Source organism: Silvania sp. (assembly GCF_051656365.1).
Classification (GTDB): Bacteria; Pseudomonadota; Gammaproteobacteria; order Enterobacterales; family Enterobacteriaceae; genus Enterobacter; species Enterobacter hatchlandensis.
Window position 1 is genome coordinate 1 of the sequence record NZ_JBOGBT010000049.1, and the last position, 22,518, is coordinate 22,518.

At 55.9% G+C, this 22,518-nt stretch carries 22 protein-coding genes and 1 pseudogene; 6 read left to right on the forward strand and 17 right to left on the reverse strand.

The window, feature by feature from the left end; translation table 11 throughout:
* The 10 genes and pseudogenes from ACRDD5_RS10445 to ACRDD5_RS10490 all read right to left on the reverse strand — a co-directional run.
* Positions 1 to 970 (reverse strand): annotated as a pseudogene (locus ACRDD5_RS10445) (T6SS phospholipase effector Tle1-like catalytic domain-containing protein); the annotation flags it as partial.
* The gene (locus tag ACRDD5_RS10450) at positions 943 to 1,512 is read right to left on the reverse strand and encodes a DUF3304 domain-containing protein (protein ID WP_438676715.1); all 570 of its coding nucleotides are present in this window, start codon (positions 1,510 to 1,512) and stop codon (positions 943 to 945) included. The gene ACRDD5_RS10450 and the pseudogene ACRDD5_RS10445, both read right to left, overlap by 28 nt.
* A 257-nt stretch (positions 1,513 to 1,769) precedes the next feature.
* Positions 1,770 to 2,045, reverse strand: coding sequence for a hypothetical protein (locus tag ACRDD5_RS10455; RefSeq protein ID WP_438676716.1), 276 nt, complete (start codon positions 2,043 to 2,045; stop codon positions 1,770 to 1,772).
* Positions 2,042 to 2,269, reverse strand: coding sequence for a hypothetical protein (locus ACRDD5_RS10460; RefSeq protein ID WP_438676717.1), 228 nt, complete (start codon positions 2,267 to 2,269; stop codon positions 2,042 to 2,044). The genes ACRDD5_RS10455 and ACRDD5_RS10460 overlap by 4 nt, the downstream gene beginning before the upstream one ends.
* The gene (locus ACRDD5_RS10465; protein ID WP_438676718.1) at positions 2,242 to 2,811 is read right to left on the reverse strand and encodes a DUF3304 domain-containing protein; all 570 of its coding nucleotides are present in this window, start codon (positions 2,809 to 2,811) and stop codon (positions 2,242 to 2,244) included. Before ACRDD5_RS10465 ends, ACRDD5_RS10460 begins: the two co-directional genes overlap by 28 nt.
* A gap of 185 nt (positions 2,812 to 2,996) precedes the next feature.
* Positions 2,997 to 3,566 (reverse strand): DUF3304 domain-containing protein, encoded by a 570-nt coding sequence (locus tag ACRDD5_RS10470; protein WP_438676719.1) that lies wholly within the window; start codon positions 3,564 to 3,566, stop codon positions 2,997 to 2,999.
* 74 nt (positions 3,567 to 3,640) lie between these two features.
* Positions 3,641 to 4,402, reverse strand: coding sequence for a DUF4123 domain-containing protein (locus ACRDD5_RS10475; RefSeq protein WP_438676720.1), 762 nt, complete (start codon positions 4,400 to 4,402; stop codon positions 3,641 to 3,643).
* Between the two features lie 12 nt (positions 4,403 to 4,414).
* Entirely contained in the window at positions 4,415 to 5,572 is a 1,158-nt protein-coding gene (locus ACRDD5_RS10480) for a hypothetical protein (RefSeq protein ID WP_438676721.1), read from the reverse strand.
* Entirely contained in the window at positions 5,569 to 5,826 is a 258-nt protein-coding gene (locus ACRDD5_RS10485; protein ID WP_438676722.1) for a PAAR domain-containing protein, read from the reverse strand. The genes ACRDD5_RS10480 and ACRDD5_RS10485 overlap by 4 nt, the downstream gene beginning before the upstream one ends.
* Before the next feature lie 25 nt (positions 5,827 to 5,851).
* Entirely contained in the window at positions 5,852 to 8,227 is a 2,376-nt protein-coding gene (locus tag ACRDD5_RS10490; protein WP_438676723.1) for a type VI secretion system Vgr family protein, read from the reverse strand.
* A gap of 596 nt (positions 8,228 to 8,823) precedes the next feature.
* Here ACRDD5_RS10490 and ACRDD5_RS10495 point away from each other — a divergent pair.
* From ACRDD5_RS10495 to ACRDD5_RS10505, 3 genes are all read left to right on the forward strand, one after another.
* A complete protein-coding gene (locus tag ACRDD5_RS10495) occupies positions 8,824 to 10,311 on the forward strand; it encodes a carboxypeptidase M32 (RefSeq protein ID WP_438676724.1) in 1,488 nt (495 codons plus the stop codon).
* Positions 10,312 to 10,463: 152 nt separating this feature from the next.
* A complete protein-coding gene (asr, locus tag ACRDD5_RS10500; protein WP_271283934.1) occupies positions 10,464 to 10,781 on the forward strand; it encodes an acid resistance repetitive basic protein Asr in 318 nt (105 codons plus the stop codon).
* Positions 10,782 to 11,060: 279 nt separating this feature from the next.
* Entirely contained in the window at positions 11,061 to 11,882 is an 822-nt protein-coding gene (locus tag ACRDD5_RS10505) for a trypsin-like serine peptidase (RefSeq protein ID WP_271283709.1), read from the forward strand.
* Between the two features lies 1 nt (position 11,883).
* Here the strand turns inward: ACRDD5_RS10505 and ACRDD5_RS10510 are convergent, their stop codons facing one another.
* The 7 genes from ACRDD5_RS10510 to ACRDD5_RS10540 all read right to left on the reverse strand — a co-directional run bounded on the left by ACRDD5_RS10510 (position 11,884) and on the right by ACRDD5_RS10540 (position 18,014).
* Entirely contained in the window at positions 11,884 to 14,046 is a 2,163-nt protein-coding gene (locus tag ACRDD5_RS10510; protein WP_438676725.1) for a bifunctional diguanylate cyclase/phosphodiesterase, read from the reverse strand.
* An 80-nt stretch (positions 14,047 to 14,126) separates the two neighbouring features.
* A complete protein-coding gene (gene mdtI, locus ACRDD5_RS10515) occupies positions 14,127 to 14,456 on the reverse strand; it encodes a multidrug/spermidine efflux SMR transporter subunit MdtI (RefSeq protein WP_438676726.1) in 330 nt (109 codons plus the stop codon).
* Positions 14,443 to 14,805, reverse strand: a complete 363-nt coding sequence (gene mdtJ / locus ACRDD5_RS10520; protein WP_271283712.1) for a multidrug/spermidine efflux SMR transporter subunit MdtJ — start codon at positions 14,803 to 14,805, stop codon at positions 14,443 to 14,445. Before mdtJ ends, mdtI begins: the two co-directional genes overlap by 14 nt.
* Positions 14,806 to 14,921: 116 nt before the next feature.
* On the reverse strand, positions 14,922 to 15,092 hold the full coding sequence (locus tag ACRDD5_RS10525; protein WP_438676727.1) for a protein YdgV: 171 nt from the start codon (positions 15,090 to 15,092) through the stop codon (positions 14,922 to 14,924).
* A 114-nt stretch (positions 15,093 to 15,206) separates the two neighbouring features.
* The gene (locus tag ACRDD5_RS10530; protein WP_438676728.1) at positions 15,207 to 16,157 is read right to left on the reverse strand and encodes a zinc-dependent alcohol dehydrogenase family protein; all 951 of its coding nucleotides are present in this window, start codon (positions 16,155 to 16,157) and stop codon (positions 15,207 to 15,209) included.
* Positions 16,158 to 16,183: 26 nt separating this feature from the next.
* Positions 16,184 to 16,747, reverse strand: a complete 564-nt coding sequence (gene smrA / locus ACRDD5_RS10535) for a DNA endonuclease SmrA (RefSeq protein WP_438676729.1) — start codon at positions 16,745 to 16,747, stop codon at positions 16,184 to 16,186.
* A 349-nt stretch (positions 16,748 to 17,096) separates the two neighbouring features.
* Entirely contained in the window at positions 17,097 to 18,014 is a 918-nt protein-coding gene (locus ACRDD5_RS10540; protein WP_438676730.1) for a LysR family transcriptional regulator, read from the reverse strand.
* A 175-nt stretch (positions 18,015 to 18,189) separates the two neighbouring features.
* Here ACRDD5_RS10540 and ACRDD5_RS10545 point away from each other — a divergent pair, with 175 nt between their 5' ends.
* Genes ACRDD5_RS10545 through abgT form a run of 3 tightly spaced genes read left to right on the forward strand, consistent with a single transcriptional unit; the run spans position 18,190 to position 22,516 of the window.
* Complete coding sequence (locus ACRDD5_RS10545) at positions 18,190 to 19,500, forward strand: M20 family metallo-hydrolase (RefSeq protein ID WP_438676731.1); 1,311 nt, start codon at positions 18,190 to 18,192, stop codon at positions 19,498 to 19,500.
* On the forward strand, positions 19,500 to 20,945 hold the full coding sequence (locus tag ACRDD5_RS10550) for a M20 family metallopeptidase (RefSeq protein WP_438676732.1): 1,446 nt from the start codon (positions 19,500 to 19,502) through the stop codon (positions 20,943 to 20,945). Before ACRDD5_RS10545 ends, ACRDD5_RS10550 begins: the two co-directional genes overlap by 1 nt.
* A 44-nt stretch (positions 20,946 to 20,989) precedes the next feature.
* Positions 20,990 to 22,516, forward strand: a complete 1,527-nt coding sequence (abgT, locus tag ACRDD5_RS10555) for a p-aminobenzoyl-glutamate transporter (RefSeq protein WP_438676733.1) — start codon at positions 20,990 to 20,992, stop codon at positions 22,514 to 22,516.
* Positions 22,517 to 22,518 lie beyond the last annotated feature (2 nt).

The window sequence follows — 22,518 nt, forward strand, 5'->3', positions numbered from 1 at the left end:
GTATGCCCAGCAGCGAGGGTCCGGACGGCAACACGCTGCCTTCCGGTGCCGTACTGGTGGCGTTGAGTGGCATCGGGGTCTTGTCCAGCAGCGCCTCCAGTCCGCAGGCAAAGGCCCGGGCGGTGGCTGCCCCCCGGCAATAACCGTAGACAAACAGCTTAATTTTCGGAATGCGCTTCTGCGCCCTGTAAATATATTCCCGGGTGGGCTGCAGGGGCCACTGAGGCACCACCTTGCCCAGGTAGATATCACAGAACTCGGTTATAGCGTTTTTGCGGTTAAAGCCTTTGGTTATAATCGAGAAGGGCCAGTTGGTGGCCATTTTCTGGCGGTAGACTCCCAGGGCACCATCTTCGACTGAGGTGTGTGTTACTGCATAGACAATGCTGCTGAAGGTTTTCAGTAAGGCCTGGTTAATACGGTCTTCACCCCCGTTGGCAAACAATTCGCCATCGAGAGAATAGTCGTCCTCGCCTATCTGCGGAAAACGCGCCCCGCAGCCGGGGAAGTAGTAGCTGAAATACCCATCCTTTTCTGCAGGGATAGCTTTGTCTTTCCAGTTTGCCGCGTGGTAGAGCCTGCCGATATTGGTCAGGGCCGGTTTAGGTGAGCCATACACCTCATCCGCATCCTGTTCATTACAGCAGGTACCGTCGAAGAACAGGCTGATATGCAGGCTTCCGGCGCAGTCCGTTACCGGCTTTTCGTCTGGTTGTTGAGACTGACCCCGTGCTAAATCTTCCAGACGCTGTCGGGCATAGTTACCTTCAGTCTGCGTTTTGCTTGATGGCAGGCGCCCGTACTCGCTTATTTCCCCCTGTTTTTCATCCTTTGCAGGTACCGGGAACGGTGGTGGTACCCAGGCGGCTTCTGCTGTAGACACACTGGTTGCAGAAGGCGCGGCCCCTTTTTTAAAGGCGTCGATAAGTGCTTTAATGGTATTCAGTGTGCTGTCTGAGGCATCGGACATACAATTTCCTCCTTGATATGGTCAATGAGTATTTTTTGGGCTTTTTTATGCTCCCCCAGATCTGTTGAAACCTGATACCGGGGATCGTCAGTAGTGTGACAAGAGCGAACTATCCGTACCTTATCGCAGGGGAAAATATGGACATCAAAACCGCATGCCTGATCGTCCGCCCAGCGTTCTAGCGGCACAGTGACTGGACCATGCCGCTGGTAATATTTTTCATAGTTATCAGGCATATCACTCAATTTCATCCAGGAATTGGGGTCAGAAGTCCAGGATACCTGAGCTGTCAACCCCGGTCTCCATACGTTGGGCACCATCACACAGCAGTAGCCGCCGCCGCCGCCATAGGAGTTAGCCCTTGGCCCCCCGTAGCCATCGACCTGAACTACGACAATTGCATCTGGCCCGTGGTTATAGACATCCAGATCGGCACCGCTCATACCGTCCAGTTTATGGTCCCTGCAGGCCATCAGCATTAAAAGACCAATTGCAGTCAACGCTGCCCGTCCGGTTGAGGAAAATAGTCTGGGCTCTATCATTCAGTATCCTTAGTGAATGTTGATTTATTGATGACGTAATAACGTCGATTACTGTTAACTTATTTATTTCAGACAGGGATGAAGTCAGAAATAAATAAATTTCCAGAGTGGTCGTGAGTTTTTAAAAAGACGTGTTTTATGCGATGGTATATCTATCAGGATTCACCAGGGAAACGACAACCGCAGCATTGCTATCGGCGACGGCGTTTATCCGCTGGCATGATTGCTTAACCGAATCCCAGTTATTGTCATCCGTGTCATACACTGCGCGCCGGGAAAAATAACCGTGCGTCAGCGAGGAGTGCAGTGGCAAACATATCGTGCAGGGCAATCTGCGACAGCAGCTGACGGGAATCCGTCTGAACCTTGCCCAGTTCGGTGGGCTTGCAGTCGCCGCCAATATCAGCATGAACGCCAGGGTAAACCACCTCCACAGCCCCCGTCGGGTATTTGCCATCCGGGCGACGAATGGAGTCCAGGGGCAGGTCACCGTGCTGCTCCAGTCCGGCGACAAAGTGGCAGCAGCTTTTCACCAGTCCGCCGTTTTGGGCAGCGGCAGGCTGTTGGCCGCCCACCCCAGGCGCCCGTACTCGCTTATTTCCCCCTGTTTTTCATCCTTTGCAGGTACCGGGAACGGTGGTGGTACCCAGGCGGCTTCTGCTGTAGACACACTGGTTGCAGAAGGCGTTGACCCTTTTTTAAAGGCGTCGATAAGTGCTTTAATGTTTTTCAGCGTGCTGTCTGAGGCATCGGACATACGACATTCTCCTTGATATGGTTGATAAGGACGTTTTGCGCTTTTTTGAGTCCATCAGGTTCTGGTTGCACGGGGTATTCGGAAGAATCACGGGCGCGGCATGAACGTACTATCCGTACCTTATCGCAGGGGAAAATATGCACATCAAAACCACATCCCTGTCCCTTCTCCCAGCGTTCAACCGGCACAGTAATGGGGCCGTGACGCTGGTAATGGCTCGTATGATCATCAGGAATATTGCGCGGATCTATCCAAGAGTTGGGGTCAGAAGTCCAGGTTACCTGCGCAGTCAATCCCGGCCTCCATACGTCAGGCACCATCACGCAGCAGTAGCCTCCACCTCCACCGTAAGGATTGGCTTTTGGTCCGCCATAACCATCAACCTGTACAACCACAATGCTGTCCGGCCCATGGTTATAAACGTTTAAATCGGCACCGCTCATACCGTCCAGTTTATGGTCCCTGCAGGCCATCAGCATTAAAAGACCAATTGCAGTCAACGCTGCCCGTCCGGTTGAGGAAAATAGTCTGGGCTTAATCATTCAGTATCCTTAGTGAATGTTGATTTATTAATGACGTAATAACATCGATTGCTGTTAACTTATTTATTTCGGAAAAGACTGGTTCCATAAAAATAAACCACCAGCCTTGCAATCAATTAAATAACGCACCCAATTCGAGAATAGCTATAGTTGAATCAGCAAGAATCGGATGCAGTTGTGAGTATTCAGCGTGCTGTCTGAGGCATCGGACACACGACATTCTCCCTGATATGGTTGATAAGGACGTTTTGCGCTTTTTTGACTCCATCTGGTTCTGGTTGCACCGGGTATTCGGAGGACGCGGGGCCATGGCAGGAACGCACTATTCGCACCTTATCGCAGGGGAAAATATGCACATCAAAACCACATCCCTGCCCCTTCTCCCAGCGCTCAACCGGCACAGTAATGGGGCCGTGACGCTGGTAATGACTCGCATGATCGTCAGGAATATTCCGTGGTTCTATCCAGGAGTTGGGGTCAGAAGTCCAGGTCACCTGCGCCGTCAGTCCCGGTTTCCAGACGTCAGGCACCATAACGCAGCAGTATCCGCCGCCCCCGCCGTAGGAATTGGCTCCCGGTCCTCCGTAACCATCAACCTGAACCCCTACAATGGCATCCGGTCCGTGGTTATAAACGTTTAAATCGGCACCGCTCATACCGTCCAGTTTAGGGTCCCTGCAGGCCATCAGCATTAAAAGACCAATTGCAGTCAGCGCTGCCCGTCCGGTTGAGGAAAATACTCTGGGCTTTATCATTTAATATCCTCAAAGCTTGCTGAGTTATTTATCAGGTAAGCAGATCGCGAAAACACAACCTTCAATTCGATGAATTAGCGTTTGTTTAACTGCTTTTCATACCAGTCGATTAAATTGCCGATAAAATTTTCCTGATGTGCCTGCCAGCCCATTTCCCAGAGCGTGTTGAATTTCTCCTCCTGCGAAGAGAAAAAGGTACTGAACTTTTCAGACGAGGTGAGTAGCTGCGCATCAATGGCCACATCCAGCTTCATCATTTGTTCATCGGTGAAGTTGATTTTTATATCCTCGGGCAAGACCGAGAAATCCAACGCGCATTCGCCCTCCAGCCAGCAGACCTTGCCATCCCGATCCCGGTAGCTCCAGTGATACACCGAACTGATCAGCCACGCCTTTTGTTCCTCCGTCAAAATATGATTTATCAGCACCGGGAAAATACGGGTGTCGTAAAAGCGAACCAGGCCGGAACGCGCCTCCCATGCACCGTCCGCCAGATTACGCATGATGCTGGCTAAGTTTGAACACTCCAGCGGAGAGACAAAGATCATAAGGCCGGGTTTTTGTTCAAATGCCGTCATTAAATCCAGTAACCACTGGCGATGCTGCCAGCAGGCCAGCTCGAGCCGCATCATCAGCGGTGCCATCTCCAGCAGCAGCTCTTCTGGTTGCCCCTTGAACAGCGAATACCACTCCATGGGCGGGGAAAGGCGTAACAGGCCGTCCAGCAGCGGATTGCTTAAAACGCCCTGATCGGCAATAAGGTAGACATTCCGCAGACCCTGCGATCGGGTATTGCGCTCAAGCTTCGCGATCCATTCCTGGTGGGTTAAAGACATGATTGTTCCTTTTTATGTCAGTGTGTTCAAAGAAGGGGAATTGCCCGTCGGGGTGACGATGCCCAGCGCGAGGCTATGTTGCGGATCCCGTGCTATCCAGCCGCACGGTTGATCGCATTGCGAGGTATACAGGGCGGCCAGCGTTATCACGATAAGCGGCTCCATCTGCCCGGTATCACCCCAGTTTACATCCTGCAAAAACTGCGTGATGTTCCAGCCGCTTTGCGCCAGCTCCGGGACGTGCGGCTGGGTAAACACCATGCAGGGATCGGGCGGCGACGTGACCTTGCTTTGCTGCATCGCGCGCGCACACACCCCTAAGATGCTTTCCCCCTGCCCGACGTTATACCTTTCGCCACGGGTAATACGCGCCGAGCCCTCCCGCGAGACCAGCCACAAAACGGCCGATTCGCCTGCCGGTCTGGCGGAAGCAGACGTTGCCGTCAGGGACTGACACCCCGCCACCAGAATCAGTCGCTCCTCGTGGGGATCGTTTATCTGGGCCGTAATCGCCGATAAGCTGGCCTCTCCCTGCCATTTTTCGGGAATGACAGGGAGTTGAAACGCCGGAAACGACTCGGCCAGCGATTCGCAAAATGCGCACCATGCTCGCTCGCTTCCCAGCCAGTAACAGTCGCTCAGGCGAGGCAGAGCTGCATCTCCCCGCTGCGCCAGCCATTGCCGCACCAGCATGCCTGCCAGCTGCTGCTCACGCGCGTCGGGGTCGCTGACAAAGGAGTGAATCAACCGCAATGTTCGGCCGCCCGCTTCTGTTTTCTCCTCCGGGGTCTGATGTTCTCGCTTGAGCAACTGCTTCCAGTGCTCAGTTTCAGAACCCACCGGCCCCAGCAGCACCGTTTCACGTAGCCCGAATGTTTGTTGATGTCGCGCCCACCAGTCCTGACGCTCCTGCTCAACTAACTGTGCGTAGAACTGCGCATGGTGAACAGAGATTCGATAGTGGAGCTGGCGCAGCAGCCAGCCGACACCGGTCAGTGCGATCCCGCACGCGATCCCCCATGCCATCAACGCACCGCCCCGATCTACGGCAGGCAGCAACGCCATCCCTGCACCGCTGACGAACGCCACAACGGCACCCGCCGTCAGCCAGCGCCTGGCCCGTGGAGGGTGAGCTTGTCTGTAGGGAAGATAGTCAGGCTGCGGTCTCATAGGGCGATTTCGCAATCAGGAAATGAACTCACCAGCGTGCAGCCGCAGGCACAACGGTGGCCGTGCAGGGCGACCGGGCTTCCATCGACCTCGACCAGCGAACTCCCTTCAACGATCGTCGTCATACCGTGTTTGTTGCAGCTTACCGGGTCACCTTTACAGGCGATCCCCTTTCCAAAGCACGAGTAGTGCCCGCCAATGACCTTACCGCCGTATTCCCGTAATGTATCGCCCTGCCGAATAATCGCTTTCAACGCGAGTTCCTCCAATATTGTTTATTTACTTTGCCCGGGGAACAAATCCCTGAGCCAGTTCCTGAGCACGTTGCAGACAAGGGATACAAACAGAGGTGGGCAGATCGGGAAGCTTGAAATCTTCACTCGCTGGGCCCTGGATTTTATGCCGCCCTTTCAGGCTCAGCAGGCCGGGCCCGTGAATTTCGATTTCCCCCTGCGGAGTCAGGCGAATATAAGCGCCGCCGCAGCCTAGGGTGATGCCGTTTTTTGCCGTGAGCTGCAAATGGCCCTGAGTCGACTGAACGGTCACATCCTTAAGTGAGGTCAGCGATAATGTGTCCCCATGCGACTCCACCGTCAGCGGCCCTTGCACCGACACCATCCGCATCCCTTCCCGGTGGGCGAGCAGGGAGATCGCCTGACGGGTGTTCACCGCCAACCGGCGACCGCTGGTCATCGTGACGTCGCTGGCACTTTGCAGGTAAAGACCATTACCACTGTGCAGCAGCGTCGTTTCTGGGGTCAGCATACTGATGCCTTTCGGCGCGCTCATCAGCAATACGGGCGCGGTCAGATTGGCGGCCTGGCGGGCAAACTGTTTTAGCGTGCTGACATCAGGCGGAATGTTGTAATGCTTACGCGTAATGCTGTCCCAGTCGTTAAGCTGTATGGTCGCGCCGCGAAGCAGTGTCATCGCCGGTGCCATATCCAGTACCGGGCCGGCCGCTTTCATCTGTTCGTCCGCACTGATAAAGATGCCTTTCCCGGCGCGAAGCGAGCCAAAACTGTCAGTGCGCAGTTCAAACCCCTCGCCGCGCGGTTTCTTCTCCCGATCAACCAGGTGACCGAGGTTCAGCTGACTTTTACCCGCGTACTCGGTGCTGACCTTGATGTGCTCCTTGCCGCGCGTATCATCCAGACGAATTTTGTTGTTCGCGGGGGTTCTGAGGACGTTGCGTTTATAGTTGTAAATCGTGACAGGGTCGGCGTGCGCCGAGTCGTGCAGCACGCCAGCGATGTACGGCCTGTCCGGGTCCCCGTGTTCAAACGCAATCGCCACTTCCGTTCCGGCCAGCAGCGGCAGGTGCAGCCCGTAAGTCTCCCCGGCATACGGGCGGGACTGACGCACCCACAGGCTTTCTTCACCCGGTTGCCAGCTATCACGGTCAAACAGCAGGTTGACTTTATAGCGCCCGTAGCGGTCGATATGGCCGTAGATATCGTTAATTTTGGTGCTGGTGACTCTGGCTGGAAGCGTACCGGCCATTGTCGGTTTAACGATGAGCGCCGGGCGGAAGCCGTAATCGTCTGAATACGGAATGGCCGAAAACGTCACTTCAAAGCTGCGATCGCGGCGGGCGCGGCTATGAATGTGGGTGATCACTACCCCCTTACGGAAGTTTTCCGACACGTCGTCACCGCCGGTGACTTGCAGCTTCTGGCCGGGAGTGAGAGTGGCGCAGTTGGTCTCACCCTGGAGTCGGGTTTGATTGTTGAGGTAGCGCTCATGGCGAAGACGGGCATAAAACGCCCCGCTCTCCGGGGCCGGGTGGCGCTGGCTGCCACCCGGCGTCAGGTAATTATCCGCCCAGTGATAAGCTTCACCGTAGGTGGTGGCATCGCCCCGGCTGGCATCTACCCTGAGGCTCATATCTTCCTGGGCATTGCGGTAATTGTAATCGCGAGTGAAGACCGATTTTTCGACCACCTGATGGTGGCTTTTCAGCGCCCATACCGATTCGGTACCGCTGTCATTCTGACCGGAGGGGGGAACCGACGGCAGCATAAGACCCTGCTCGACATAACGCACGTCGTCAAAGAATTCCACCACCTCAATATTGAGCCGTGCGTCAGGGGTGATGCGATACCCGATCCCGACTTCACTGAGCAGACGGCTGATAAAGGTCAGATCATCCTCACCGTACTGCATCACCTGTTCACGGCGCGGGTAGTCATTTGCCAGCATAAAGACAAAATCCTCGCCACGCATGGCGTGCCGGGTGCGCAGGATATGTTCGACTATCTGCGGGACCGACATATCCTGGTAAATTCGGTTCTGATGACTGCGGGAGAGCAGCGCCAGACGCGGCTGCAACGTCAGCGCATAGTGGCCTTCATCGTTGGAGGTCGACAGGCTTTCAAAGCCGGTGACGACACCCTGAATAATGCGCACCGGCTGCATCACTTTGATGCCGAAGCCCTGATCCACTTTTGCCTGCAGAGTCAGCGACGCCCTCTTCATCAGCAGGTCTTTTGCGTCGATGGCTTTATCGATGCAGGTGAATTCAACGGTATAGCAAAACGGGTTACTGAGTTCTTCTTTCCCTTCAAAACAAAGCACGTCCAGCAGGGACTTTGCGCCCCGAACTTTCAGTAGATTGTGATTGTGGCTAAATTTCGGCATTTTTATTTCGCTCATGCGCGATCCCCTTTATTCCGGTTGTATTCAGACACGCTACCGCCCGTCGCTTTAAACCCAGGCGCACAAGGTCAGTACCGATTGCTGTAGCGAGCGATTTTGATGGCTCACATTCATTTTATTTATCTGAGCCGCGTGGGATATTATGCATTCCTTTAAATTGCGGAATACAGAAGGTGCGCGGCAATATTTATTGCGACAAATGATGATAAAAACCGTGAGTGGCTTTTAAAATGCTACGCCAGTTAAATGCGCAAGCAAACCAGCAAGATAACCACAAATGTAAAAATCAGTTACAACACCAACTGTATTCACCAAATTAATACTAAGAATCTAAACACGCACATTAGATAATAAATTAAACACGCCAAATAGATTCTCATGGGATTATTCACCATGAAGGATCATTTTCTGCACGCAATAATAAAACCTGAAGAACACATTTATTAAATAAATACCTCAACCCCAGACCGGGGTTATCCGGTTATTACTGGTGTAAGGCCCGCCCCTTTTTTTAGTGAACGGCAAGTGCTTGAATCGTGCCTGAACCGCTGTATGCTCCCTAACACATGCACAACTCACGATGAGAATTAAGAATGAAAAAAGAGTCATCCTATCAGTCACTTGTCACGACCTTCCAGCGCCTGTCACGCTTCTCGCATCTCTCCTCCATCGCCAGTTGGGATATGTTTACCATGATGCCCGCAGGCGGCAGCGCCGCCCGGGGTGAGGCTCTGGCGGAACTGAGCGTGCTGCAACACCAGATCCTGACCGATAAAAAAGTGGCCGATTGGCTGCGCAATGCAGAAAGCGAAGATCTGAACGATGTGGAACAGGCCAATCTACGAGAGATGACCCGCCACTATCAGCAGGCCGCCCTGCTGCCGGAATCGCTGGTTGAAGCCAAATCTCTGGCGGGCAGCAAATGCGAACACGCCTGGCGTACCCAGCGCCCGGCCAACGATTGGCAGGGTTTTTCCGCCAACCTGAAAGAGGTGGTGAAGCTGAGCCGGGAAGAAGCGCGCCTGCGCGCCGAGGCCAAAGGCTGTACTCCTTACGATGCGCTGCTGGATATTTTTGAACCGGACATGACCAGCGCCCGACTGGATGGTCTGTTTGGCGATCTCAAGTCCTGGCTGCCGGATCTGCTCGCGCAGGTGGTTGAGAAGCAAGCCCAGCAGTCATTCGTACCGCCGCAGGGTCCGTTCCCGACCGCCATTCAGCGCGAACTGGGGCTGGAAGCAATGAAAACCCTCGGCTTCGACTTTAACGCCGGGCGTCTCGACGTCAGCGCCCATCCGTTCTGCGGCGGTGTGCCGGAAGATGTCCGCATCACCACCCGCTACGACGAAGACGAACTGCTCAGCGCGCTGTTTGGCGTGATCCACGAAACCGGCCACGCGCGCTACGAGCAAAATCTGCCGCGCAACTGGCTCGGTCAGCCGGTCGCCCTGGCGCGATCTACTGCCGTTCACGAGTCGCAAAGCCTGTTCTTTGAAATGCAGCTCGGGCGCAGCAATGCGTTTCTGACCCACCTGCTTCCGGCGGTTCAGGAACGTTTCGGCAGCCAGGCGGCGTTCACTCCGGAGAACTTTATCGCCTGGAACCAGCGCGTGAAGCCCGGCTATATCCGCGTCGATGCAGATGAAGTCAGCTACCCGGCGCACGTGGTTCTGCGCTATGAGATTGAACGGGCGTTGATCAACGGCGAGATTGAAGTGGACGACATTCCGGCGCTGTGGGATGAGAAGATGCAGGCCTGGCTGGGCTTGTCGACCAAAGATAACTACCGCAACGGCTGTATGCAAGATATCCACTGGACCGACGGCGGGTTTGGCTACTTTCCGTCGTACACCCTGGGCGCGATGTACGCCGCGCAGCTGTTCTCTGCCGCGAAGACCGCCCTGCCGGGGCTGGATGCCGCCATTGCGCAGGGTGATTTCAGCGCCCTGTTTGACTGGCTGCGCCAGAACATCTGGCAGCACGGCAGTCGCTTTACCACCGCGCAGCTTATTGAGCAGGCTACCGGAGAAGATCTTAACAGCCGCTATTTCCGCGACCATCTCACCGCCCGCTACCTGTAATAACGGCCCGCGCCGGGTCCAGGACCCGGCGTTGTACATAGCGTTACACGCCGATACCAATCACTCACGGAAGCCCCGGATTTTCAGGGATATAGTTATTTCAACGGCCCCGCAGTGGGGTTAAATGAAAAAACAAATTCGAGGGTAAGATGATGAATAAAGTATTAGCTCTGGTTGTTGCCGCTGCAATGGGTCTCTCTTCTGCTGCATTCGCTGCTGAAACTGTCGCTACCGCTGCACCGGCAGCCACTGCAACCACCTCTGCAGCACCGGCTGCAAAAACCGTGCACCACAAAGCACACAAAAAAGCGCCAGCACAGAAAGCCCAGGCTGCTAAAAAGCACCACAAAAAAGCAGCCACCAAAGCCGAAGCTGCACCTGTAGCGCAGAAAGCGCAAGCCGCTAAAAAGCATCATAAAAAAGCAGTGAAACACCAGGCTGTCGCGCCAACTGCCAAACCAGCAGCGTAAGCCACGTCACTGAAACGTGCCCCCACGGGCACGTTATTTATCCGGCGCTGAACCGGCAAGGTTGCAGCGCCGTTTTTTTATCCGGAGGGCGTTATGTTACAGCGCTATCGGTTTGAGCTGATCCTCATTACGCTTATTTTATGTGCGATCGTCGCCAGCGTATTTTATCTTTCGTGAATGTAGCACGCTGATTTTACTCCCACTTTCCTGCTGTCCCGTCTATAGTTAATAACCAGGGTTCATCTTTTATAATCATAATTATCCCCTTCAGAGTGTGATATGCGTAAATCTGTTGCGGTTGTACTGGGCGCGTTTTGTCTCTGTTCTGGTTTTGCTCATGCGGACGAGAGCGACGATGACGCCGTGAACGTCAAGGAAGTGCAAACGCTGTTTTTTGGTCATGACGATCGCACGCGCGTCACCGACCCGGCGCGTTCCCCCTGGGATGCCATCGGCCAGCTCGAAACGGCCAGCGGCAATCTGTGTACGGCCACCCTTATCACCCCCCATCTGGCGCTGACCGCCGGACACTGCCTGCTGACGCCGCCGAAGGGCAAGCCGGATAAAGCCGTGGCCCTGCGCTTTGTGTCGCAAAAAGGGGTCTGGCGCTATGAGATCCACGGCATTGAGGGACGGGTGGAGCCGTCACTGGGCAAACGGCTGAAAGCCGATGGTGACGGCTGGATCGTGCCGCCGTCTGCCGCGTCGTGGGATTTTGGGCTGGTGGTGTTGCGCTATCCGCCATCGGGAATCACCCCGCTGCCGGTGTTTGCAGGAGATAAAGCTGACCTCACCGCCGCGCTGAAAGTGGCCGACCGTAAGGTCAGCCAGGCGGGCTATCCGGAAGATCATCTGGATATGCTGTATACCCATCAGGATTGCATTGTTACCGGCTGGGCGCAGACCAGCGTCCTGTCGCATCAGTGCGATACCTTACCCGGCGACAGCGGCTCACCGCTGATGCTCAAAACGGCCGAAGGCTGGCAGGTGATTGGCGTGCAAAGCTCGGCTCCGGCGGCAAAAGATCGCTGGCGCGCGGATAACCGGGCGCTTTCCATCACCGGCTTTCGCGACAAACTGGCCGAGCTGGCTCAGGAGTGATTCAGCAGTGGCGCTGCTGGCGCAGCGCCATAAGCGCCTCAATCGGCAGCGGCTGGCTGTACCAGAACCCCTGCAGCTGATCGCAGCCCGCCAGTCGCAGCAGCTTCATCTGTTTTTCATTCTCCACCCCTTCGGCAACCACCGTCATGCCTAAAGCGCTGGCGATGCGGATCGTTCCCCCCACCAGCGCCGACGCCTGATCGTCATTGTCCACCAGCCCGGCCAGCGATTTATCAATTTTAATGGTGTCGAAGTTAAAGCGGCGCAGATAGCCGATACTGGAATAACCGGTGCCAAAATCGTCCAGCGCCACGGCGATCCCCAGCGTCTTAAGGTTGTTAATAGCAGCCCTGGCGCGCTCGGGGTTCTCAAGGACGTAATTTTCGGTGACTTCCAGCTGCAGGCGCGTCGCCGGGAAACGGGTTATCGCCAGCACGCTCGCCACCTTCTCTTCAAACTCCGGATCGCGAAACTGTGCGGGCGAGATGTTGACCGACAGTTTTAAATCCGCAAACGGCTCCAGGTCTTCACAGGCGCGACGCAGCACAAACTGCCCGAGGGCGTATATCAAGCCACTGGTTTCGGCGATGGTGATAAAGTCATCCGGTGCCAGTGCCCCGTCCGGGCGACGCGGCCAGCGCACCAGCGCCTCGACGCTGACCATTTTCTGACTCCGGGCATCAATAATAGGCTGATACCAGACGTCGAATTCGCTGTTGTCCAGCCCGCTGCGGATCTGGCTTTCAATCGCCAGCCGCCGCTCACGGGCGCTGTTCAGCTCCGCATCATAGTGGGTAACGCGTCCTTTGCCGGTGATTTTGGAGTGGTACATGGCAATATCGGCGCGGCGGAACAGCTCTGAGCTGTTACATTCCGTCAGAATGCCGCTGGCAATGCCGATACTGGCTCCGATATGGATTGTGCGATCGCCAAGGCGAATTGCCGAGTTAAGATAGTCGAGCACAAAGCCGCCAAAGGCAGAGGCCAGCGCTTCGGCATTGTCTCCGCCGATGGTCATCGCAAATTCATCCCCGCCCATCCGCGCCAGCATGCCATCTTTAGGCACGTTATCACGCAAGGTTTTGGCAATGGTGACGATCAGCTCATCACCCACCTCATGGCCATAAATATCGTTAACGTCCTTAAACCCATCGAGGTCGATAAACACCACGCTTTTACGATCGGTATCGCCGCGCAGGCTCACCCGCTCCAGCTCTTCGATTAACGCTCGTCGGTTGGGTAAATGACTGAGCCAGTCGGTGCGGGCCACTTTCCGAGCCTGGCTTTCACCGCGCGCCAGTTTATACAACGCGACGCTGCTGACGAGGATAAATAGCAGGATCAGCGCCGCGGTCAGCAGCACAATCTGGGTAATTTCCAGTGAGGCCGCCTTTGCCGCCGCCGCACCCGGCTGACGCGGCTGCCAGGAGAGGTAGCCCAGCACTTCCCCGGCGGCACTTTTAAAGGGTACGTTGGCCGCGCTGACCCGCTCCGGGGTAAACGTCAGGTTATCAATCTGGAAGGTATTGCCCAAATCGCGCAAAATTTTGGGGTTAAGATGGCGGGTGATCACCAGATAGCGGCGAGTCTGATCCTTCACCGGCAGGGAGCCCACCGTCGGGCGGATCAATCCCACGCCGACGAACGCCACACCCGCGCGGGTACGGGTAATACCGGCATAGATCGTTTTGTCGTTCTGTAAGGCCTGGGTGTTCTTCTGGATCAGGGATGTGAGTCCAGCCCCGAAGAAATCGAGGTTTTGTTCCGTAAACGGCTGGCTGCGAAACGAGCCCCACAGCACCCGATAATTTTCATTCAGCACAAAGGTGCCGTCATACAGGTTGTTGATCTTAAATCCCGATCCCCAGGTGTTGAACAGCCAGTGGGTGTCGAGCGTGGGACGATACGCCTCGCGCACCGCATCGTCCCAGACCGCATTATCAATCACCAGCGACCAGACCCGGTTTACCGAGGTCTGAATTGCCCCCTGCACCGAGAGCGCGGTACGTTGTTCATCGATTTCATTGGCCTGGCTGCTGATCAGGTTCAACGAGAGATAGAGTAAGGCAACAACGGAGACGATTAAGCCGATCCCTGCCATAAAAATCATGACAAACAGGGTTCTCGCAGAAGGAATATTGCGCCAGCTTAACGGGTTATGCATTTGTCGTCCTCTTCAATGCCCTCATGTAAGCGTAATACAGCAAGGGAATTTCGCTGCCCTACTCTCAGGCAGCGAGACGATTACGCCAGCTTTATCAGAATCATCCCAATAAGCAGCAGGCACAGGCCGAACCAGCCTTTACGGTTCAAACGTTGACCAAACAGGATCCAGCCTGCAGCAAGCGTGGCGGCAATGCCGAACCCGCCCCACAGGGCATAAGCGACCGAGAGGTCAATGCCCCGTACGGCCTGAGATAAGGCGCTGAACGCCCCCAGCACCGCTGCAATCGACAGCAGGCCATAGGTTTTGCGGCGAAAACCGTCGGAAAATTTTAGCAACACGTTAGCGGCAATCTCGAGCACAATCGCCAACCCCAGCCAGGCGGCGTGGACCCACTCAAACTGTTGCATGAGTGGCCTCCTTATGCTGTTTTTTGCCTTTGCGAGTGCCGGATTTGATCAACACAATCCCCGCCACCAGCGTCGTCAGCCCGGCAATTTTCATTATCGACAGCGGCTCATCGAACAGCACAACGCTAAACAGGGTGATCAGTAAAATACCTACCCCTTCCCATAATGCATATGCCACACCGAGGGCGATTTTTTTAACCGCAAACGACAAAAATATATAGGAAAGGGTAATCATCAACAGCATCAAAATAAAACCGGCGTGACCACCGCTGACGCTGGCCCATTTCATTGACAGGGTGCCGATTATTTCAGCGACGATAGCCAGGGCTAAGAGGATCCAGTAAAACATGATTTTCTCCTGCTTGAGAATATTATCCTTCGCGGCTTGCTGTGAGCAGCAATCCGGGTAAAAAAATAGCGATAATGGTTGGCACGGCGCGGGGCGCCAGCTCAGGCAGAAGGGGTCTAAAGCGCGTTGCGCCAGTGTTGCTCGCCAGTCAGCAGGCAATACGAGGGGAGAAAACAGGAAGTCAATGTTGAAATGCGTTTGTTGAACAGATTGTCCATAATATTACAATTATCTGCGTTGTTGCTTCTCGTCAGTGCAGATGAATATTGTCTCCGGTAGTTAAACACCGCTGATTTTTACCATAAGCCAGGATTTTACTCAAAGCCTTTTCATTTCTTTACCCTGAATATTTGATGTCGGTTAATATATTCGCGCTGACCACGCCAGTTTTAATTAAACCGTTACGCGTCGCAAATAACCAGCAGGGGTTTATGGGTGCGCCCCGCCTGCCGGTAGTCGGCCAGGGCCGCTTGCCAGGCCGCAAAGGGCAACTGCGTGGTGTCGCTGTAATGGCTCTCTGCCATCTTCGACCAGATAGCATCAAACTCTGCCTGCCATGCCTGCGGGCTGAGCGCGTCAAGATAATTGCGAATATGGAACCAGCGCATCGGCGGGAAATGCGGTTGTAAGCTAAACGGCTGGCCACTGAGCAGGCCGTAGCAGATAAACTCCCCTGTAGCGGGCATCACGTTGAGGATCGCCTGTGCCACCTCGCCGCCGGTGGCGTCGTAAACGATATCGCTGTCAGCGGCCACTGCCCGTACGGCGGCGCTGTCATGCTGGGCAATCGGGACGATCCCCATTGCCTGCAGCCTGGCGGCATGAACCGGTGAGCGGTGAATGCCGAAGACCTCGCGCGCACCCAGCCGATGCGCCCATTGACCCAGCAGGATCGCGCAGTCCGAACCTGCGGCGGTCAGCAGAACGCGTTTGCCCCGGGGAGGATACAGCTTGAGCATCAGCTGGGCGGCCAGCGGGTTGATGAATGCCCGCGCCGCCAGCGGAGACGGGATGGTATCGGGCACCGGGATTGCCAGCGCTGCCGGGCAGTCAACGACCTGCTGCCAGGTGCCTTCCCCGCGCAGGGGCAATACGCGTTTGCCGATCAGATGTGCTGCGTCGTCAGGGGCGGCGATCACCCTGCCTACTCCTTCATACCCGGCAATGGCGGGTAAGGAAATACGGTGGCGGTAGGCCCCGGTGATCGGGATCAGATCCGAGGCATTCACCGGAGCCAGCAGCATCTGCACCCGCAAGTGCCCGGGATTAAGCGGCGCTTTTGCGGCGGTTTCGGCCTTTAACACTGACTCGGGTTCGCCAAACTGGCGGTAGCATAATGCGGTGTTTTCCATGCGCGTTTAGCTCTGTTCCTGTCGATTTAGCGGCTGCGTTTAGCGTGACGCTCCCGGGTCTCGAGCTTCGCGTTTTCGGATTTACGCAAAGCAACGTAGCAGGCACCGCTCCCGCCGTGGTGCGGCTGCGCCACGCAAAAGGCCTGTACCGCGTCGAATTCCGCCAGCCAGCGCGCCAGGTAGCTGCGAACGATATTGGGATGGGCGTTCTCCTCCCGACCTTTACCGTGAATGACGATCAGATTGCGCAAGCCGTCGCGCTCGGCCTGACAAATAAAGGTATAGAGCTGCTGACGGCACTGTTCCACGGTTAAGCGAAGTAACGTGAGGCTTGCCTGGCGAGGATATTTTCCTGAGCGCAGCTTGTCGATAACCCCCTGCTGTACCCCTTCCCGGTGGAACTCCAGCGGCTGGGCCAGCGGAACGATATCCAGGAAACCGGTAGTCAAAAAGTTATCGAGCTGGCTGGTGTCTACACGCTGCTGCGGGCGCGTGGTGCGGCCGGGCTGCCACTGTACATCGGCACAGCGCTTGAGGGGCTGAACATCGCCCATCGCATCAAGAAAAAGCGCGTTATCGTCTGGGTTCATGGCATCCTCCTGCTTTACTAACAGGGTACTATACCTGCGCGCAGGCGCTGTCTCAATGGGCCCTCGACAGAGGGATAACGCCCATTATCCTGATTAACACCGGATAACAGATGTCATTTATTAAATTGATTATTTACCCAAGCTAAACTTTATTTTTATCACTGGTTAACCATCGTGACTTAGCTAAAATTTTGTGAAGCCTGACGTTTTATTTCCTGTATTTATCGGGAAAAGATGATATAAATAAATGTATCTGCATTATGGAAAGAATAAGCAGGATTTGCATCTGGAGCAATGCTGTGTGTACTGTAGGGTCTGTTGGATGTCGACAGACTCTATTTTTTTGCCTTTACGTTGCGTGGGAAATAACCTGTCTGGCCTGGCGCCTGAACTGGGTGATCAATGATTCGGTCAGCGGCGTCTGGCGCGAGTCCCGGCGCTGGATAAGGTAATACGTTGCTTTTGGTAGCATTTCTTTGACGGGCAGCATCACCAGACGGTGCGCCAGCAGCGGATCGCAGCCCAGTTCCTGCGGCAGGATGCTCAGAAAGTCGCTCTGGGCCACCAGGCTAATACATGACGAAAATGTTTCACAGACAATACCGACCCGAGGTATTTGTTCACGATGGTTAAACAACTCTTCCAGCTGCTTATAATAGCTTCCTCTCGGGGTGGGCATCGTCCAGCTATATTTCAACAAGTCATTGATGGAGGTCGCCCCACGTGCGGGATGACCTTCCCGACAGAATATAGCAAACGGTTTCTCAAATAATTTTTCAAACGTAAACTCATGGTCATAGGGGCCCTGATAATAGGTATTGATCGTAAAATCAAGTTCTCCCTGGCGTAATTCGTTAATCATCGAGACCAGCTGCCCTTCCATAATTCGCACCTTGACCTGCGGATGCTGTTGATGGAAGCGGACGATCACCGGGGGCATTAACATCCGGGCCACGCTGGCGCCCATCCCGATATTGATCTGCCCCGCCTGCTGCCCCTGTCGCTGCCGAATATCATCCTGGGCGCTGCGTAACTCTTCCAGAATCAGGCTGGCGTGCTGGTAAAAACTCTCCCCACACTCGGTTAATGTCACGCCTTTGCTCCGGCGCACAAACAACTGGGCTGCCATCCCCTCTTCCAGTTCCTTAATTGATTTCGTTAAGGCTGGCTGCGACAGATTCAACACCCGGCTGGCACCCCGAATGCTTCCCTGCCGCGACACTTCCACGAAGGCGCGAATTTGATGAAATTTTATCTGAAACGTCATGTCAGGACCGATAACCGTTGTTTATCAGAGAAAAGAAACTGTCATCTACTGTAATGGAATTGGTTGTGCCAGGGTAAGTCACGAAAGGTTAAATCTGTGAAAAATCAGTTAGCGATAAGTAAAAACTATCACAACGTGAAGCAGTTCACATATTCTTATGATGACAGGAAACGATATGCATACACTGGCGCACGACCTGCAGGCCATGTTCCCGCAACTCACCGCATGGCGACGGGATTTTCACCACTATGCAGAATCCGGCTGGGTCGAGTTTCGCACCGCCGCAAAAGTGGCCGAAGTGTTAGACGAGCTGGGTTATGAACTGGCAATGGGCCGCGACGTTGTCGATGCCGACAGCCGGATGGGCCTGCCCGACGAGGCGACTCTGGCGCAGGCCTTTGCCCGCGCACGTCAGCAGGGTGCACCAGAAAAATGGCTCAGCGCATTTGAAGGCGGCTTTACCGGGATTGTCGCCACCCTCAACACCGGCCGCCCGGGCCCGACCCTCGCGTTTCGGGTCGATATGGACGCGCTGGATCTCGACGAAGCCCGTTATGACGATCATCTCCCGTTCCGGGAAGGGTTTGCCTCCTGCAACAGCGGGATGATGCATGCCTGCGCCCACGACGGCCACACCACCATTGGTCTGGGGCTGGCGCAGCTTCTTATGAAATACCAGTCACAGCTGAACGGCACCATAAAGCTGATTTTCCAGCCAGCTGAAGAAGGCACGCGCGGCGCGCGGGCAATGGTGGCAGCAGGCGCGCTGGACGGCGTGGACTATTTTACCGCCATCCACATTGGCACCGGTGTGCCTGTCGGGACTGTGATCTGCGGTAGCGATAACTTTATGGCGACCACCAAGTTTGACGTGCGCTTCACCGGCGTTGCCGCTCACGCGGGCGGTAAACCCGAAGAGGGCCGCAATGCGCTGCTGGCTGCCGCTCAGGCCGCCCTTGGCCTGCACAGCATCGCCCCACACAGCGAGGGCGCGTCCCGGGTCAACGTCGGGGTAATGCAGGCCGGCAGCGGGCGCAACGTAGTCCCCGCCAGCGCTCTGCTGAAGGTCGAAACACGCGGTGAAAGCGAAGCGATTAACCAGTACGTGTTTGAACGCGCCAGAGCAGTGATCGATGGGGCTGCGGCCATTCACGGCGTCAGTAGCGAGCTGCACCTGATGGGCGCCGCCACCTCCAGCGTACCCTCTCCGGCATGGGTGGCCTACCTGCGCGAACAGGCGGCCCAGGTCGCGGGCGTGGAACACGCCATCGACAACGTTAAAGCCCCTGCCGGTTCGGAGGATGCCACCCTGATGATGGCCCGCGTACAGCAGAACGGCGGCCTCGCCTCGTACATGGTGTTTGGTACCACCCTCAGTGCCGGGCACCACAACGAGAAATTCGACTTCGATGAAAACGTGATGCTGATTGCCATCGAAACGCTGGCGCGAACCGCGCTTAACTTCCCGTGGACCCGAGGTGTGTAATGCAAACTCTTTATCCTTTTATTGCCGATGCAATCGACACCCGAAGCCAGCAGTTCACCGCCATTGCGGATGAGATCTGGGATCATCCGGAAACCCGTTTTGAAGAGTTCTGGTCTGCCGACCGGCTGGCGACCGCGCTGGAAGAGGAAGGTTTTACCCTGACCCGCGAAGCCGGTGGCGTGCCGAACGCCTTTATCGCCAGCTTTGGCAGCGGGAAGCCGGTGATCGCCCTGCTGGGAGAGTACGATGCACTGGCGGGACTGAGTCAGAACGCCGAGTGCGCCACACCGCAGACCGCAACACCGGGCGCCAACGGCCACGGGTGCGGGCATAACCTGCTCGGCACCGCCGCCCTTGCCGGGGCGGTGGCGGTTAAAAGCTGGCTGGAACAGCACGGTGGCAGCGGGACGGTGCGCTTTTACGGCTGCCCGGGCGAAGAAGGCGGTTCCGGCAAAACCTTTATGGTGCGCGAAGGGTTATTTGACGATGTGGATGCCGCCGTGACCTGGCACCCTGAAGCCTACGCGGGGATGTTTAACGTCAGCACCCTAGCCAATATCCAGGCGTCGTGGCGTTTTCACGGCATTGCGGCGCATGCGGCGAACTCCCCCCATCTGGGGCGCAGCGCGCTGGATGCCGTCACGCTGATGACCACCGGCACCAACTTCCTTAATGAACACATTATTGAGAAAGCCCGCGTCCATTACGCCATCACCGATACCGGCGGGATCTCGCCAAATGTGGTCCAGGCCCAGGCAGAAGTACTGTATTTGATCCGCGCCCCTGAAATGGCCGACGCGCAGCAGATCTACGCCCGCATCGAGAAAATTGCCCAGGGCGCGGCGCTGATGACCGAAACCCGCGTTGAGCATCGCTTCGACAAAGCCTGCTCCAGCTATCTGCCTAACCGCACGCTGGAGGCCGAGATGTACCGCGCCGTGCAGCATTACGGCACCCCGGACTGGAGCGAAGAAGAACGCGCTTTTGCAGAGGCCATCCGCGCCACGCTGACGGACAACGATCTGCAAAATAGCCTGAAGAATATTGCAGCCACCGGCGGCGACGCGGGTAAACAGTTTACCCGTCGCCATCAGCAGACCCTGCTGATTGATGAGGTCGCGCCTTACGCTATCACCGATAACATTCTCGCGGGCTCGACCGACGTGGGCGACGTCAGCTGGAAAATGCCGGTGGCGCAGTGCTTCAGTCCGTGCTTTACGGTGGGCACGCCGCTGCATACCTGGCAGCTGGTGGCTCAGGGCCGCACCTCGATTGCGCATAAAGGGATGCTGCTGGCGGGGAAAGTGATGGGCGCCACGGTGCTGGCGCTGCTGCAGGACCCGGTCCTGTTAGCCGCGTGCCGCGAGGAGTTTGAACAACAGCTGAGTGAAAAACCGTACGCGTGTCCAATCCCGGATGGCGTGACACCGTCACCATTAAAATAAAAACATAACACAACAACACAATACAACACTCCCGAGGAACGCCCATGAGTCTGTCGTCCCTGCCTTCGCACTCCCCCTCCGGCAAGCTGTACGGCTGGGTTGAAAGAGTCGGCAACAAAGTGCCGCACCCTTTCCTGCTGTTCGTCTATTTGATTGTGATTCTGGCGATTGCCACCGCCGTGCTGTCGGCATTTGACGTCAGCGCTCGAAATCCGGCGGACGGCAGTATGGTGGCGGTTAAAAACCTGCTCAGCGTGGAAGGTCTGCACTGGTTTTTACCGAATGTGATTAAAAACTTCAGCGGCTTTGCCCCGCTGGGCGCGATCCTGGCGCTGGTGCTCGGGGCCGGTCTGGCCGAGCGATCCGGCTTGCTGCCTGCGCTGATGGTGAAAATGGCGTCTCACGTCAGCGCGCGTTATGCGAGCTACATGGTGCTGTTTATTGCCTTCTTCAGCCATATCTCCTCGGATGCCGCGCTGGTGATCATGCCGCCGATGGGGGCGTTGATTTTTATCGCCGTCGGACGTCATCCGGTGGCAGGTCTGCTGGCGGCGATTGCAGGAGTCGGCTGCGGCTTTACCGCCAACCTACTGATCGTCACCACCGACGTACTGCTCTCCGGGATCAGCACCGAAGCGGCAAAAACCATTGATGCCGCCATGCACGTCAGCGTGATCGACAACTGGTACTTTATGGCCAGCTCGGTGATTGTGCTGACGATTGTCGGCGGACTGATTACCGATAAGATTGTCGAACCGCGTCTGGGTCAGTGGCAGGGTTCCAGCGACGAGAAACTGGATTCTCTCAGCCCTGAACAGCGTCGGGGACTGCGCGTTGCCGGGGTGGTGTCGCTGCTGTTTATCGCCGCCATCGCGCTGCTGGTGGTGCCGGAAAACGGCATCCTGCGCGATCCGGTGCTGCATACCGTCTTGCCCTCGCCGTTTATCAAAGGCATCGTGCCGCTGATCATCCTGTTCTTCTTTATCGTCTCGCTCGCCTTTGGCATTGCCACCGGCAAAATTCGCCGTCAGGGGGATCTGCCGCAGCTGATGATTGAGCCGATGAAGGAGATGGCGGGCTTTATCGTAATGGTGTTTCCGCTGGCCCAGTTTGTCGCCATGTTTAACTGGAGCAACATGGGCAAATTTATGTCGGTAGGGCTAACCGACATCCTGGAAAGCGCCGGGCTTAGCGGCGTGCCCGCCTTCCTGGGGCTGGCTCTGCTCTCCTCGCTGCTGTGCATGTTTATCGCCAGCGGGTCGGCTATCTGGTCGATTCTTGCGCCTATTTTCGTGCCGATGTTTATGCTGCTCGGTTACCATCCGGCCTTTGCCCAGGTGTTGTTCCGCGTCACCGACTCGGCGGTGATCCCGCTGGCGCCGGTGTCGCCTTTTGTTCCGCTGTTCCTCGGCTTCCTGCAGCGCTACAAACCGGAGGCCAAACTGGGTACCTACTATTCGCTGGTGTTGCCGTATCCCCTTATCTTTTTAGGAGTATGGCTGCTGATGTTGATGGCATGGTATCTTGTCGGTCTGCCCATTGGACCTGGGATCTACCCGCGCCTGAACTAAGG

Excerpts from the sequence above, each read along its gene's own strand:
- ACRDD5_RS10510 (WP_438676725.1), bottom strand. The coding sequence starts at position 14,046 with ATGCATAACCCGTTAAGCTGGCGCAATATTCCTTCTGCGAGAACCCTG.
- ACRDD5_RS10470 (WP_438676719.1), bottom strand. The coding sequence starts at position 3,566 with ATGATAAAGCCCAGAGTATTTTCCTCAACCGGACGGGCAGCGCTGACT.
- ACRDD5_RS10490 (WP_438676723.1), bottom strand. The coding sequence starts at position 8,227 with ATGAGCGAAATAAAAATGCCGAAATTTAGCCACAATCACAATCTACTG.
- ACRDD5_RS10480 (WP_438676721.1), bottom strand. The coding sequence starts at position 5,572 with ATGAGACCGCAGCCTGACTATCTTCCCTACAGACAAGCTCACCCTCCA.
- ACRDD5_RS10460 (WP_438676717.1), bottom strand. The coding sequence starts at position 2,269 with ATGTCCGATGCCTCAGACAGCACGCTGAAAAACATTAAAGCACTTATC.
- smrA (WP_438676729.1), bottom strand. The coding sequence starts at position 16,747 with ATGAACCCAGACGATAACGCGCTTTTTCTTGATGCGATGGGCGATGTT.
- ACRDD5_RS10450 (WP_438676715.1), bottom strand. The coding sequence starts at position 1,512 with ATGATAGAGCCCAGACTATTTTCCTCAACCGGACGGGCAGCGTTGACT.
- ACRDD5_RS10495 (WP_438676724.1), top strand. The coding sequence starts at position 8,824 with ATGAAAAAAGAGTCATCCTATCAGTCACTTGTCACGACCTTCCAGCGC.
- abgT (WP_438676733.1), top strand. The coding sequence starts at position 20,990 with ATGAGTCTGTCGTCCCTGCCTTCGCACTCCCCCTCCGGCAAGCTGTAC.
- ACRDD5_RS10550 (WP_438676732.1), top strand. The coding sequence starts at position 19,500 with ATGCAAACTCTTTATCCTTTTATTGCCGATGCAATCGACACCCGAAGC.
- ACRDD5_RS10530 (WP_438676728.1), bottom strand. The coding sequence starts at position 16,157 with ATGGAAAACACCGCATTATGCTACCGCCAGTTTGGCGAACCCGAGTCA.
- ACRDD5_RS10505 (WP_271283709.1), top strand. The coding sequence starts at position 11,061 with ATGCGTAAATCTGTTGCGGTTGTACTGGGCGCGTTTTGTCTCTGTTCT.
- ACRDD5_RS10540 (WP_438676730.1), bottom strand. The coding sequence starts at position 18,014 with ATGACGTTTCAGATAAAATTTCATCAAATTCGCGCCTTCGTGGAAGTG.
- mdtJ (WP_271283712.1), bottom strand. The coding sequence starts at position 14,805 with ATGTTTTACTGGATCCTCTTAGCCCTGGCTATCGTCGCTGAAATAATC.
- ACRDD5_RS10545 (WP_438676731.1), top strand. The coding sequence starts at position 18,190 with ATGCATACACTGGCGCACGACCTGCAGGCCATGTTCCCGCAACTCACC.
- asr (WP_271283934.1), top strand. The coding sequence starts at position 10,464 with ATGAATAAAGTATTAGCTCTGGTTGTTGCCGCTGCAATGGGTCTCTCT.
- ACRDD5_RS10475 (WP_438676720.1), bottom strand. The coding sequence starts at position 4,402 with ATGTCTTTAACCCACCAGGAATGGATCGCGAAGCTTGAGCGCAATACC.
- ACRDD5_RS10465 (WP_438676718.1), bottom strand. The coding sequence starts at position 2,811 with ATGATTAAGCCCAGACTATTTTCCTCAACCGGACGGGCAGCGTTGACT.
- mdtI (WP_438676726.1), bottom strand. The coding sequence starts at position 14,456 with ATGCAACAGTTTGAGTGGGTCCACGCCGCCTGGCTGGGGTTGGCGATT.